Raw genomic sequence first — 12,623 nt, 5'->3', positions numbered from 1 at the left:
ACTATCACGTATGTCTACGTCCTCCACTTCCCGTTCTGATCCGATCGAGCGCCTTACCGACGGCCTCTGGGCCGTCTTCGGCGTCCCGTTCCGTCGAGAGACGTACGGCAACATCGCATATCTCGCGCTACAGTTCCCGCTCGGCATCGCGTACGTGACCCTGTTGGCCACGCTGTTGGCACTTGGTGTCGGTCTCTCGGTCGTCGCCGTCGGTGTTCCGCTGCTCCTCGCAACACTCGTGTTCGTGACGGGCCTCACTCGAGTGGAGGTCCTCTTAGCCAACACACTGCTGTCGCGCCAAGTCACGGCACGAGCGGTCCCGCTTACAGCGCCCGACGGGATCACTGAGTACGCGAAGGAACTCGTTCTCGACACCGGGACGTACGTCAGCCTCGTGTTTCTGCTCTCGAAACTCGCCGTCGGCATCGTCACGTTCACCGTGTTGACGTTTCTAGTCAGCCTGACCGGGGCGTTACTGGTGGCTCCGTTGGTGTACGACCGGCCCGGGTCGTATCGCGTTTTCTACGACACGACGTTGACGTTCGCGCCCAAGATTCGATTCGTGCAGGACCTGTGGTCGGTCACGTTCGCCCCTGTCATCACGCTCTCCGAGTGGAACGTCGATACGCTGGGTGAGGCGCTCGTCGTCGCCGCCTTTGGTGTGGTCCTGTTTATCATCTCGCTGCACGTCCTGAACGCCATCGCTCGGGGTCTGGGCCTAATAACAGCAACAGTACTCCAACACGCCCGGTCCATTAGTAGCTGAAGTCGAACGTCGTGTAGCGATGAGAGACGACGAAGATGGTTCGTTGATCGAGCAAGCGTGCGGTGAAAATCACACTCCCTCACGTTCTCAACCAGTTTCTGAGTTGGAAACTCTGGCTCGGGAACCAGATCCGGACACCCGAACGCGCAGGTAAGTCGCTGACTGACGTACATCGACACTCATTCGTCACCACTTAATTCTGACATTCAGCTTCCTCGACTTCGGCCTGACGTGGGGACTGTGGATACTCTTGTTCGTAGTGAGCGATGGTCTTCCGCCCGGCCCGCTAGTCCTCCTCGGTGCGTTCGGGCCGGCCGCCGCAGCCGCCGTCTGCGTGCGCGGTGCTAGAGAAAGTGTTTCCGACTGGGTGCGCTCGTTTGCTCCTCGTATCAGTTTGTGGTGGTACGGTCTGGCGCTTGCGTTGCCCATCGCGATTGTCGTCGCCGGCGCGCCACTATTCGTGCTCTCAGGCGTTCAGGTGGGGATTCCCTCGCCACCACTCGGCGCCGTCACCGTCCACTTCCTGCTCGCGCTGACCATCTGTGGCGCTCAAGAGGAGGTCGGATGGCGAGTGTTCCTCCTTCCGCGCCTTCAGCAGCGTCTCAGTGCGCTGCTTGCGTTTGTCATCGTCGGCCTCCACTGGGCGCTCTGGCATAGGCCACTGTTCGTACTCGGTGACGGTACGATGGCACCGACGAGCAGCTCCTTCGTGGCGTACGTCGGCTCTATCATCGGTGTGAGTATCGTCTTGACCTGGCTGTTCAACGCCACGAGGGGAGCGTCGTCGTCGCGATGCTCTACTACGCCGCGAACAACTCAGTAAACGCGTTCAGACCGCTCGGTGAGGATGCTATCGAAGTAGCTGCGCTCGTGCGCGCCGTCGCGCCTGACGCAAAGCTACTGATCCTCTGGACCGTGGTGGCTGCGCTCGTGTTCACGTACGGCCACCGGACGCTCGCTCCGGACGGCACGTGGACCTCGACGGGTTCCAAGCCGACACCTTCCTTGGATGCGACGGAGTAAGTGAGACGACCCCAACTTATTGGGTAAAGCTGTAACCACACGTCTCCCCGACCGAATACCATGGTAATCGAGTATGGCGACACGGCGGGCGTGAAAACATGAGCTCGGGTCGGATCTGGTCGCGGTCGACACAGCGCCTCGTCCACGTCGTGCTGGCGACGACGCTTGGAGTGTACCTCTACTCCCCGCTGAACGAGATTGCGAGCGTCGAACTCGCGGTGCAGGCGTTGGTGTTCCCGTCGCTCGTCCTCTCTGGACTGCTCATATGGAACGGACACCGACTACGAGCGCGGTTCAGGTGAACTACCCTCCCCTACTCGCTCACGGCTGACGCCGTTCGCTCCTTGAGGGGAGGGCTTCCTGCTTCCACGACGCGCTTTGCAGGCACGAGACGGAACGACAAATCGTCGTCCACGTCCGCACCCGTAGGGAGCGCAGTCTCCACAGGCGTTCCTTCGGAGTGTCCCACTCCTACATCTTCGAGGCCGCGAGAAAGGATGTTCCACGCCGCGTTCGCGTCCCTATCCGCCTCAAACCCACAGGCGGGACAGGAGTGTTCACGGACCCACAATGGCTTCTCCGTCGAAACGCCGCACGACGCACACTCCTTGGTCGTCCCGCTCGGGTTGACCGCCACGAAATGCGTCCCCTCACGCTCGCACTTGTATTCGAGCATCGAGAGGAACGTTCGCCACGCGGCAGACGCGGTGTTACGGCTATTCGACGGTGACTCCATCATCTCCATGACATTCAGGTCTTCGACTGCCACAAGGTCGTACTCCCGAGCGTAGTACGCTGAGAGTTTGTGCAGGAAGTCGCGGCGCTTCCGTCGGAGAGAGGCGTGATACTCTGCTACTCGATGCCGTTGCTTCTCGTAGTTGTTCGACCCGTGTTCCTTCCGCGAGAGCTTCCGTTGTTCTCGTTCTAAGCGTTCACGCTCATCCGAGAGGTCGAGCGACCCGACCGCTGTGCCATCAGTGTCGTGGGCGTACTTGCAAATCCCAACGTCGATTCCGACGCACTTCTCGGGGTTCTCAGGCGGTTCAGGCGCTTCACGGTCCATTTCGACACCGAACGTGGCGAACCATTTGCCCGTCGGCTCTTTCTTGAGCGTAACCTGCTTGAGTGTCGCGTCGTCGGGGATGGCGCGGTGGAGCCGAATCGGGATGTCCGCGAGTTTCGAGAGTGACAAGACAGTCTGACCGCCCTTCTTGTCGAGCTTGAAGCCAGACTGACTGTAGGTGAAACTGCGGAACTCCCGTGGCGGCTTCCAGTTGAGTTGAGTTGACCCACACCGTAGCCGTTCTCCTTGAGTCCTCCGAGTGACTTGACTTTCTGCTCGATTCGCATAACTGCTGTTTGCAGAACTGTCGAGTACACGTCCAAGAGGTCGCCCCACCAGTCTTTCAGGGACGGAATTTCGTCACGGATGGACCGAACACGCTGGTTGAGTGTGCCTGTGTCCTCGGGGACTTGGTTGAAGCGGTAGAGCGCGTGATTGTACAGTTGCCTACAAATGTCTCGGTGGCGGTCCAACTCCTCGCAGTGGGCGTCGGACGGCTTGAGACGGTACTTGTAGGCGTAGTACATCCGTTACTCTCGTTCCTCGATTAGCTCATCCAGTTGCTCACGGATGAACGACGAGAGGTTGAGGTGGTGGTCCTCAATCCACTCGTCTTGGTCTTCGCGGATGGTGATTGTCTTCCGTTTCACTGTAATGCACGGTATGCACGTTACACGTATAAGATCTTCGGTGGCGTGGGCCTGTGGGCCGAGCGCCGAACGTGATTGGAAATTATGCGGCGTTGACGAGACGCGAAGCGTCTCGTTCGCGCACAAGAGCGCAGCTCTTGTGAACGCTGTATCCCCTCCCTGCTCGCGCCTTCCCTTCGGTCGGCGCTCGCTGAGGAAGGGGGCTTAGCGCCTACTTTCAGCTAACTCGCTGGCCACAGTCGGAAGCTCCTCTCTCGCGTACTCCCTGCTGATAACCGCCTTCGGGGCGACCCTTGTCGCTGTCACTGCCCCGTCACGCTCCCGACGGTGGGTGATCACCGGCGCCACGGTCGCGGTGGCGCTCGTCGCCGTCCGTGACGCGGTCGGAGCCGCCGGGGGCATCCTCACTGTCGTGACGCTGTTCCCGCTGGTCTTCTTGCCGTACATCGTCGCCGCCGGTGTACTCATCCGACTGCTCGTGGAGCGGTTCGGGGGCGACCGACTCCGAAGCCTCCCCTCACGCGCTCTCACACGACGCGGACTGTTCCTCGCCGGTGTGTTGCTCGTCGCGACAGTCGGCGGGTCGGTGCTCGCCGTCGCAGTCGCTGCGCCCGCCGTCCCTCCTGCTGACTGGCCCGCCGACCGGCAGTTGAGCTACCTCGAGCGGAGCGACCAGCGGGACCGGGAGACTGGCGCGATGGTCGACCGGAGCCGGGACTACCGGCGGGCCGAACGTGTCCTCTCGCTGATCGCGGCCGAACGGGTGGAGGGGCCCGACGAGTTGTTCGACGCTGCGGTCGTTCTCCAGCACGGCACCTGTCCAGCACACTTCGAACTCGCCTACCGCCTCGCTGTGGCGGCGAACGACTCTGCGGAGGTGGATGCGTCCGAGTGGGTCCGTCTCACCTACGATCGCTGGCAGGTATCCCTGGGGGAGCCGCAGCGGTATGGGACCCAATCCGGGACTTTCCCGGTCGACACCGAGTGTCACCCTCCAATTCCGACCGGCCTCAACGCGAGTGCAGTCGTCACTACCCCTGCGAGTATCGGATGAAACCCAACAGCTTGGGCGAATTTTGAAGCAGTCAACGGAGATGCTCAGTAGTATGTCATCGCCACGCGCGCTGCAGCGGCCTACCCCGTTCGTTCTCTCGGGACAGCTAACCCCACGTGTCTCACGCTGGAGACTCAACTCGACTAGTTCTGACCCTCTTAGCCACAGTCCGAGCAACACTAACACCGATCACTGTCGAGGGGTCCACGCATGACCGACGTGGACCACACGGATGCAACTCCCGCCGTCGGTTCGACCAAGCGGTCTCTGACCGAGAATTCAGCCACGGAAGCGACGGGGGCGGGCGTTCGTTGGCCCCAACAGGCCGGTGCGTTTGCAACGCGAACACTCAAAGAGCTGTTCCGCAACCGCGCGGCACTGGTGTGGGGGCTGGCCGCGCCAGCGTTCTTCTTCGTCGTATTCGGCGTCCTGCTCGGTGACCCGGGCATCCAGCGGGGGGCAAATGCGGTCGTCTTTGGGGTATTCGGTGCGTTCAGCGTCTCACTCGTCATCTTCGCAACCGCGCTGAGCGCGGACCTCAAGGCCAAACGCTATCGGAAGCTTCGTTCGCTCCCGATCTCACCCACGGCGGACCTACTCGGGCGGTTCACGGGCGGACTGGTACTCGCGCTCGTCTCGTTCGTGCTCGTGCTGGCGGTCGGCGTCGTGACCGACGGGACGCTCGCGGTCCGTTCGGCCGTCTCGGTCCCCGTCGTGTTCGTCGCACTGGTGCTGTTCTGCCTGTTGGCAATGGGGGCAGCCGTCTTCGTCGCTTCAGTCCTCGACGACGGCGAGTACGTTGTCGGCGTCACCAATATGCTCACGCTGGCGCTGTTCTTCCTCACCGGCTACAACGGGCTGCTCCCGTCGATGGCGCCGGGGCCGCTCGGCGAGTGGGTAAACGTCCTCCCGAACTCGCTGGCGACGCGGCTGGCGGTGTACCACCTCGTTCCGGTCGGCTCCGGCGCCGGCACCCCACTGACCCCACCTGCACTCCCGACGGGCGTGGAGTCGGCCCTCCTCCTGGGTGGGTACGCTGTTGCTGGCGTCGTGCTCGGAGCGGTCGTGATGCGCCGTCGCATCTACGACGGTGAGGGAGGTGAGTGAGTTGTCGAGTGACGCCGACCCGGCGGTCGAGGCCCGTGGCCTCGCCAAGTCGTTCGGCGATGGTCCTCCTGTGTTTTCAGGGGTCGACCTGACGTTCCAGCGCGGTGAGACCACCCTGTTGATGGGCCCGAACGGTTCGGGGAAGACTGTCCTGCTCTCCTGTCTCGCGGGGGGACTGTACCCATCGGCTGGATCGATATCGGTGTTCGGCGAGCAGCCACCCGATGCCCGGTCACAGCTCGTGTTTATGCTCCAAGACGGGCTTGCAGTCGACGACCTCTCTGGTCGCGAGAACGCGGCGTTCTACACCGCGCTCCACCCGGGTGCCACCGACAGGTGGCGGGAGGTGGCTGACAGTCTCGAACTCGACGCGCTTGATCGTCGCGTCGCGGACTACTCAGGCGGGATGCGTCGAAAGCTCGAACTCGCGTTGACGCTCTCAGTCGATGTCCCGCTCTACCTACTGGACGAACCGACCGCCGCACTCGATCCGACGACCGTCGAGCGGTTCCACGCGATGCTCGACGACCTGGCCGACGCTGGACGGACCGTCGTCGCCACCAGTCACTCGCCCCGCGACCTCAGGGCGGCCGACCGACTGGTGTTCTTCGACTCGGACGGCATCGTCGCCGATGGTGAGCCGAGCGCGCTCCGTGAAGCCACCCCACCTGTGGTCGTCGTCGAGGACGGGCCGGGTGACGAACTCCGACCGGTTCTCCGTGAGGATCGACTGTTCGACACCGACGCCGGCCGCCGAGGGTTCCTCGAGGCTGACGCCGATCCCGAGGCCGTCGCTGATCGGCCGGGCGTCCGCGCCGTCGAAGCGGCGACGGCTCCAGACGTGTTCAACTACTATGTCCACATCCAGCCATAATCGGGGGTTGCACTGCGTTACGAGGAACGGCTCGTGAGTCGACTGAGAACCTCCCTGCGAGCCCAGTTCGACGACGTACTGGGACTGGTCGGGAGCCTCTCCGTCACGTTCCGCCAGCAGCTCCGAACCGCCCGGCATAGGTTGCGACGAGAATGACGGCGACCGCCGGTGCGACGGCAACGAGTGGGCTCACCGCCACCCCGAGGTTGAGAGTGATCAGTGCCACCTGTAGGTAGGCGACGCCAGCGACGACGGCGAGACCGGTCGTCGGTTCCAGTTCTGCGTTGCGACCTTTGAAAAATGTGCCACCGCGTAAATACACGAATGCAAGCAACGCGAACGCGGGGATCACAGAGATCCCAGGGAGCACCGGCAAGACGGTGTTCGGCGAACCGTCGGCCGCCCACTGGATAGCTACCTCGGCGGGGAGAGCGGGGAACGCGACGAGTCCGACGACGAGCGAGAGCGCAATCGCGGCAATCGACCCCACGTCGGCCGGTCGGAGGGGATCAGTGTCCATAGTTGAACCACATAGTGGCCGGTGAAAAGCCGTCCCTGCAATCAGTTGCAGTACCGCATATTCGACGGGTCATCGTCCCACCAGAGACTGCTCGACAGCCCGCCGGAGCCGAAGCTCTCGTGGGTCGTCCCATACATATGTCCCCATCCGATTCGGCGTGTAAGCGAATCCGAGTTCCCGTTCGGGGTCGGCGAACGCGAACGAGCCACCCGCACCAGGTGCGCCAAACGCGGCTCTGCTCCCGAACTGAAAGTCCTCGAAGGGCTTCCAGAAGCCGAGCGAATAGGAGGTTTCGGTACCCAGAATCACATCCCGTCGACCGCGTGTCGGTGGCGTCCCAGGCGCGGCCAGCGCCGCGAGCGTCTCGCTGTCGATGCCGAGCGGTTCGCCGTCTGTTGCGAGCGCCCCGTAGAGTCGCGCGAGCGAACGGGCAGTGCCCACCCCATTTCCTGCAGGGATCTCAAGGCAACGCCACTCGGGGTCGTTCAACTCGGCGGGTGTCGAGACGTCGAACGGGTTCATTGCCCGGGACACGGTGGAGAAGGGATTGGCGAGTCCGAGGAGCAATCTGGGGGGAAACGACCGGAGGTTCCGGACTGCGTCGAGCGGGCTGAACGGCTCGACGTACGCAATACGTTCGTCGACCGATTCGGGGACGCCGATGCGAAACGTCTCTCCGAGCGGATCGAACAGTTCCGCTGCCGCGTAGGCTCCGAGTGTCCGACTGTCGGGGTCGGTCCGACGAAGCAGTTCGTTCTCGTACCACCCGAGCGACCACGCATGGTAGCCGTGTCGTGTTCCCGGTATCCAGTCCGGCTCTTTGGTGGCGAGACGGTCGACGAGCGAGTCATAATCCGCGACGTCTGCGGAGGTCAGACTCCGTCCGATGGCGGCGACTCCGGCTTGGTGAGCAAGCAACTGGCGGATTGTAACATCGTTTTTCCCGTGCTGGCCGAAGGCAGGCCAGTAGTCCGCCACTCGGTCGTCGTACTCGAAGTATCCGCGTGAGCGAGCGTGGGCCATCGCCGCTGCAGCGACACCCTTCGTCGTGGAGAAGACGAGGACGAGCGTATCCTCGTCCCACGGTTTGGTTCGACGGGCGTCGCGGTATCCTCCCCAGAGGTCGACGACGAGTTCACCCCGGTGGGAGACTGCGCAAGCGGCTCCGAATTCGCCTGATTCACGCAGGGTCTCCTGAAAAGCCGACTCGACCGCTTCGAAACCAGGTTTGACTCGCCCACCAACGGGTGGATTACGAGCCGACATATTGGCGGCCCTCCTCCAACTGGGTACTCGTGTTCATAGCCGACAGTTGGTATCAGATGAAGTATGTGTATCCCCACGATGTTGGGGATACGGGGACAACAGGCCGACGAGCGATTGCAGTCGAGCGATAGTCTGCCAGTGACTCATCGCCGCAGGTGTGGTTCGAGGGTCTGTCGAATTCGCTCGTGCGCTCCGATTCCGCTGAGATGGCCGACTGGCCACACCGCTGGGCTGACGCCGGGATACGAAGAGCGCTGGGTGCCGAGGTGGTTGAGACGATCGTGGCGACCCAATACCGGATGAACGTGGTCGTGGTCGCGGTTACCCCACGAGTCGGTGAAGTTCAGACGTCGACGGAGGTACTCGGGTCGGTCACGGGCTGCTGGAGCGGCCGGGACGCTCGAAAGAAAGATCTCCCCGTGAGCGGTCCCGGCCATCAGCGGCACGTACACGTCGGCCGTGTCGTGATGGACATGGTGTCGGTTGGTGACGAAGCCGCCGAGGCTGTAGCCGGAGACGATAGTTCGGCCGTCGACTTCATCGAGAATGTGTTCGGTGGCAGCAACGGCTACCGCCAGCGTAGCGAGGTATCGTGAGAGCGTCGCGCCAACACGCTGGACGCCCAAGCGACTCTCGTGACCCGGTGCCCGGATAACAACGAGATTCGCCCCCACTGTGTCTGGGTCGGGGAACGTCCCTGAGAAGATGGTGTCGTAGGGATACTCGCCACCGCCGTGATGCCACACGAGCGTCGGTGCGTCGGTCCCGTGCCACGCTCGGATCGAGACCGCGGTACGGAGCGTGCCCGCAAGCGTCTCGACGGCCAGTTCGTGCGTGCCGCCTCCATCGACGGCTGGCCAATCTGGGTCCACAGCTGCGAGGTGGCTCGAGAATTGGGGAGATGTGACGCCGTCGCGAAAGTAGCGCCGCCGCCAGGTAAGGAGATGGAGACCGAGAAGGAACGACCGATCCAAGAGGGCATCGCGATGCGGAAGTCGGGGGACGGGAATATCGATTTTCACAGTCAGTTTAAGAACTCAAAAACAATATCATTTTGTATTCGTAGCGTAGAGAGATGACGATGCTCGACGCACAGGTGACGGCGGCGACAGCAGAGAAGACGAGCGATGACGGGGCGGCGGGATCGCCAACCGTCGTCGTTGAGGACCTCAAGTTCACGTATCCGGGGAACGACGAACCCACGCTGCGAGGGCTGGATTTCACGATATCCCCCGGAGATGTGTTCGGATTCCTCGGGCCGAGTGGGGCAGGCAAGAGTACCGCACAGAAGGTGCTGATCGGACTACTTGAGGACTACGACGGGACCGCGACCGTGTTCGATCGGGAGGTGAGTGACTGGGGTGGCGAGTACTACCAACGGGTCGGCGTCTCCTCGGAGTCTCCGAACCAGTACCTGAAGCTCACCGGCCGCGAGAACCTCGAACTGTTCGCCTCACTATACGAGGGCGAGACGCGCGACCCGGAGGAGCTCCTCTCGATGGTTGGCCTCCTCGACGCCGCAGACCAGCGTGTCGAAGCCTACTCGAAGGGTATGCGGATGCGGTTGAACTTCGTCCGGGCGTTACTCCACGACCCGGATCTGTTGTTCCTCGACGAACCGACCTCCGGGCTGGACCCGACGAACGCCCGGAACGTCCGCGACATCGTCCGCGACCTCCAGGCCAACGGGACGGCAGTATTCCTTACCACACACGATATGACCGTCGCTGACGATCTATGCGACGAGGTGGCGTTCATTGTAGACGGAACGATCCCCGTCGCGGACGCCCCCGCCGAGTTGAAGAAGCGCCACGGTGCGCCGCTCGTCGAAGTTGAGTTCCGCCGTAACGGCGCACTGGAGACTGCACAGTTCGATCTCGAGACCATCGGGGGCGACACCGAGTTCGAGCGATTGCTGGCTGAGACGCAGGTTGAGCGTATCCACTCTAGTGAGGCCACCCTGGAAGACGTCTTCATCGCAGTCACCGGTCGGGAGTTGGTGTAGATGTCCGTTGCCTCGATGCTGCGCTGGGACAGCCGGTTGCAGTTCCGCTACGGCTTCTACGCCGTCTACGCCGTCGTGACGGTGCTGTTCGGGCTGGGGCTGAGCGGACTCCCCGCGTCGGTCCGGACAGACACGCTCGTGATGGTGCTGTTCGCCGACCCCGGCTTCCTCGGGTTCTACTTTGTCGGCGCGCTCGTCTTGTTCGAGAAGAACGAGGGGGTACTCCACGCGCTGGTCTCCTCGCCACTGTCGGCCGACGAGTACCTCATCTCAAAGACCCTGTCGCTCTCATTCATCGCGACGCTGGGTGCACTGGTCATCGCACTGTTCGTTCACGGTACAGGATTCCAACCAGTGTGGTTCCTCCTGGGACTGAGCCTGACCGCCGGCCTGTTCGTTCTTGTCGGCTTCTCTGCGGTCGCGCGCTTCGACTCACTGAACGCCTACTTCCTAACTGCTATCGTCTACATCATTCCGCTGTCACTCCCGCTGTTAGATCACTTTGCGGTCGTCGAGAGTCCTCTGTTCTATCTGTTCCCGACACAGGCCTCACTCGTGCTCATCGGCGCGGCGTTCGAGGCGACACCCGCGTGGGAACTCGCCTACGCTGTCGGCTACCTCGCGGTCGGCATCGGAGTCGCGTACGTGCTGGCTCGCCGAGCCTTCGAACGCCACATCGTCCGGGAGACCGAGCGGAAGCAACCTGCCAAGGTGAAGCGGAACGGGCTACTCGCTGACCGTTCGCTCGGCCCTGTCGCCACGCTAGCCGTGACCGACATCCGGAACTGGGTCCGCGATCCATTGCTCCTCTACATCGGCCTCTCGCCGTTTCTGCTCGGGTTACTCGCCCGCTTTGGCATAGGTCCCGTCGACAACGCCGTCGACTTCGTCGACCTCGCGGCCTACTCCCCGGAACTACTCGCCGCCTTTCTGTTCACGCCTGCCGGGACACTCGGCTTCGCGGCCGGATTCTTCATGCTTGAGGACCGTGAGCAGGGCGTTCTCCGAGCACTTCGGTCGACGCCGCTGACCGGTCGCGGCTACCTCGCGTACCGCGGTGCAGTATTCCTCGGTCTCGCGTTCTGTTCGACCCTAGTGATGGTCCCGCTGGTTGATCTCGGGACACTTCCACTCGTCCCGTACCTAGCAATCGCGCTCGTCGCGTCGCTGCACACTGCCGTCGCGGGCCTGCTCATGGCGAGCCTCGCAGCCAACACCGTCGAGGGTGTCGGCGTCAGCAAGCTACTCGGGTTCCTCATTATCGCTCCGGTCGTGGCAATCGCCCTCGTCGGCGAACCCCTTCAGTTCCTCGCCGGTGTCCTGCCGCCGTTCTGGGCGGCGAAGGCCACCATCGCGGTACTCGACGGCGCGTCACTCGCCACGGTTGGAGTGTATCTCGTTGTCGGCGTCGCCGTACAGGTAGCGTTAATAGTCATTCTCCTCCGACTCTTCCTTCGGCGGGCCGACTGATGCAGGGGCGAGCGAGCCTTCGGACGAAAACTCAGGACATATCCGTTCCTGATTCGTGCAGTGAGCTATGAAGGGGTTTACCGACGAACAGCGCGACCGTATCCGGTCGGACCTACTAGAGGCTGGCCGCGAACTGTTCGCGCAGTACGGTCTCAGCAAGACGACCGTCGCTGACCTCACCGGAGAAGTCGGTATCGGGACGAGTACGTTCTACCAGTTCTACGACTCAAAGGAGGCCCTCTACCTCGCTGTCCTCGACCGCGAGGGAGAGACCATCGCTCACAGACTATCCGAGGAAGCGGTCATCGAGGGCGACGACCCGGAGACCGTCGTCCGAGAGTTCCTGCGCTTCCTGTTCGATGAGATAGAGACGAACCCGCTGGTCCGTCAGCTCGTCGTCTCAGACGAACTCGACAAACTTCGTGAGTACCGAACGGAAGAGGAACGCGAGGCAGAGCGGGCCGAGGAGGTCGAGACTATCCGTGCGTTCACCGATCCGTTTGTCGAGACTGGCGCAGTTCACGGGGAGGACCCCGAACTCGTCGCCCGTGCGGTCGGCGCCATCCCGTATCTCACGCTCCACGAGGACGACATCGGCTCGGAGCACTATTCGGAGGTCAGAGACTTTGTCATCGACACATTTGCGCGGGGATTAGCCGCCGAGGGGGAATGAGCCGTCGGAGTGCAGTCAGATCTGAGGACCCTACAGAGTGGCGATCAGCCGACGTATCACTCGTGGAAGGTAGGTTCGATGCTGGTCGTACCAAACCGAACACGCGCCGGTATCGTCGCAGGCGCCGTGGGTTGAGTACACGAGAGTTGACG

General features: G+C 62.6%; 14 protein-coding genes and 1 pseudogene. 10 read left to right on the top strand and 5 right to left on the bottom strand.

Annotation, left to right across the window (positions count from 1 at the left end; genetic code table 11):
- Nucleotides 1-10 precede the first annotated feature (10 nt).
- Entirely contained in the window at nt 11-766 is a 756-nt protein-coding gene (locus P0D77_RS16325; protein WP_277556184.1) for a sensor domain-containing protein, read from the top strand.
- Nucleotides 767-1,232: 466 nt separating this feature from the next.
- Here the strand turns inward: P0D77_RS16325 and P0D77_RS16320 are convergent, their stop codons facing one another.
- Nucleotides 1,233-1,421 (bottom strand): hypothetical protein, encoded by a 189-nt coding sequence (locus P0D77_RS16320; RefSeq protein ID WP_277556183.1) that lies wholly within the window; start codon nt 1,419-1,421, stop codon nt 1,233-1,235.
- Here P0D77_RS16320 and P0D77_RS17730 point away from each other — a divergent pair.
- From P0D77_RS17730 to P0D77_RS16310, 3 genes are all read left to right on the top strand, one after another.
- On the top strand, nt 1,338-1,589 hold the full coding sequence (locus P0D77_RS17730; RefSeq protein WP_432764875.1) for a CPBP family glutamic-type intramembrane protease: 252 nt from the start codon (nt 1,338-1,340) through the stop codon (nt 1,587-1,589). The genes P0D77_RS16320 and P0D77_RS17730 overlap by 84 nt on opposite strands.
- Nucleotides 1,559-1,789 (top strand): hypothetical protein, encoded by a 231-nt coding sequence (locus P0D77_RS16315; protein WP_277556182.1) that lies wholly within the window; start codon nt 1,559-1,561, stop codon nt 1,787-1,789. Before P0D77_RS17730 ends, P0D77_RS16315 begins: the two co-directional genes overlap by 31 nt.
- A gap of 98 nt (nt 1,790-1,887) precedes the next feature.
- Nucleotides 1,888-2,091, top strand: coding sequence for a hypothetical protein (locus P0D77_RS16310; RefSeq protein ID WP_277556181.1), 204 nt, complete (start codon nt 1,888-1,890; stop codon nt 2,089-2,091).
- A gap of 11 nt (nt 2,092-2,102) precedes the next feature.
- On the opposite strand, the pseudogene P0D77_RS16305 reads toward P0D77_RS16310, so the two are convergent.
- Nucleotides 2,103-3,379, bottom strand: a pseudogene (locus P0D77_RS16305) (RNA-guided endonuclease InsQ/TnpB family protein).
- 454 nt (nt 3,380-3,833) lie between these two features.
- On the opposite strand from P0D77_RS16305, the gene P0D77_RS16300 reads away from it, so the two are divergent.
- From P0D77_RS16300 to P0D77_RS16290, 3 genes are all read left to right on the top strand, one after another.
- On the top strand, nt 3,834-4,556 hold the full coding sequence (locus P0D77_RS16300; protein ID WP_277556180.1) for a hypothetical protein: 723 nt from the start codon (nt 3,834-3,836) through the stop codon (nt 4,554-4,556).
- Between the two features lie 210 nt (nt 4,557-4,766).
- The gene (locus tag P0D77_RS16295) at nt 4,767-5,663 is read left to right on the top strand and encodes an ABC transporter permease (protein ID WP_277556179.1); all 897 of its coding nucleotides are present in this window, start codon (nt 4,767-4,769) and stop codon (nt 5,661-5,663) included.
- The gene (locus P0D77_RS16290) at nt 5,656-6,537 is read left to right on the top strand and encodes an ABC transporter ATP-binding protein (protein WP_277556178.1); all 882 of its coding nucleotides are present in this window, start codon (nt 5,656-5,658) and stop codon (nt 6,535-6,537) included. The genes P0D77_RS16295 and P0D77_RS16290 overlap by 8 nt, the downstream gene beginning before the upstream one ends.
- A gap of 103 nt (nt 6,538-6,640) precedes the next feature.
- On the opposite strand, the gene P0D77_RS16285 is transcribed toward P0D77_RS16290, so the two are convergent.
- From P0D77_RS16285 to P0D77_RS16275, 3 genes are all read right to left on the bottom strand, one after another.
- Complete coding sequence (locus P0D77_RS16285; protein WP_277556177.1) at nt 6,641-7,057, bottom strand: DUF1648 domain-containing protein; 417 nt, start codon at nt 7,055-7,057, stop codon at nt 6,641-6,643.
- 69 nt (nt 7,058-7,126) lie between these two features.
- Entirely contained in the window at nt 7,127-8,323 is a 1,197-nt protein-coding gene (locus P0D77_RS16280; RefSeq protein ID WP_277556176.1) for a serine hydrolase domain-containing protein, read from the bottom strand.
- Between the two features lie 143 nt (nt 8,324-8,466).
- Complete coding sequence (locus tag P0D77_RS16275; RefSeq protein ID WP_277556175.1) at nt 8,467-9,195, bottom strand: hypothetical protein; 729 nt, start codon at nt 9,193-9,195, stop codon at nt 8,467-8,469.
- A gap of 203 nt (nt 9,196-9,398) precedes the next feature.
- Here P0D77_RS16275 and P0D77_RS16270 point away from each other — a divergent pair, with 203 nt between their 5' ends.
- The 3 genes from P0D77_RS16270 (at nt 9,399) to P0D77_RS16260 (ending at nt 12,471) form a co-directional block, all read left to right on the top strand.
- Nucleotides 9,399-10,328: an ABC transporter ATP-binding protein gene (locus P0D77_RS16270; protein ID WP_277556174.1), complete on the top strand. Its 930-nt coding sequence runs from the start codon at nt 9,399-9,401 to the stop codon at nt 10,326-10,328.
- Nucleotides 10,329-11,798: an ABC transporter permease gene (locus tag P0D77_RS16265; protein ID WP_277556173.1), complete on the top strand. Its 1,470-nt coding sequence runs from the start codon at nt 10,329-10,331 to the stop codon at nt 11,796-11,798.
- 67 nt (nt 11,799-11,865) lie between these two features.
- Complete coding sequence (locus P0D77_RS16260) at nt 11,866-12,471, top strand: TetR/AcrR family transcriptional regulator (protein ID WP_277556172.1); 606 nt, start codon at nt 11,866-11,868, stop codon at nt 12,469-12,471.
- The last annotated feature ends 152 nt before the right edge of the window (nt 12,472-12,623 follow it).

The sequence above is a fragment of the Halobaculum limi genome, from assembly GCF_029490015.1.
Classification (GTDB): Archaea; Halobacteriota; Halobacteria; order Halobacteriales; family Haloferacaceae; genus Halobaculum; species Halobaculum limi.
This window is presented reverse-complemented; position numbering and strand designations above follow the sequence as displayed.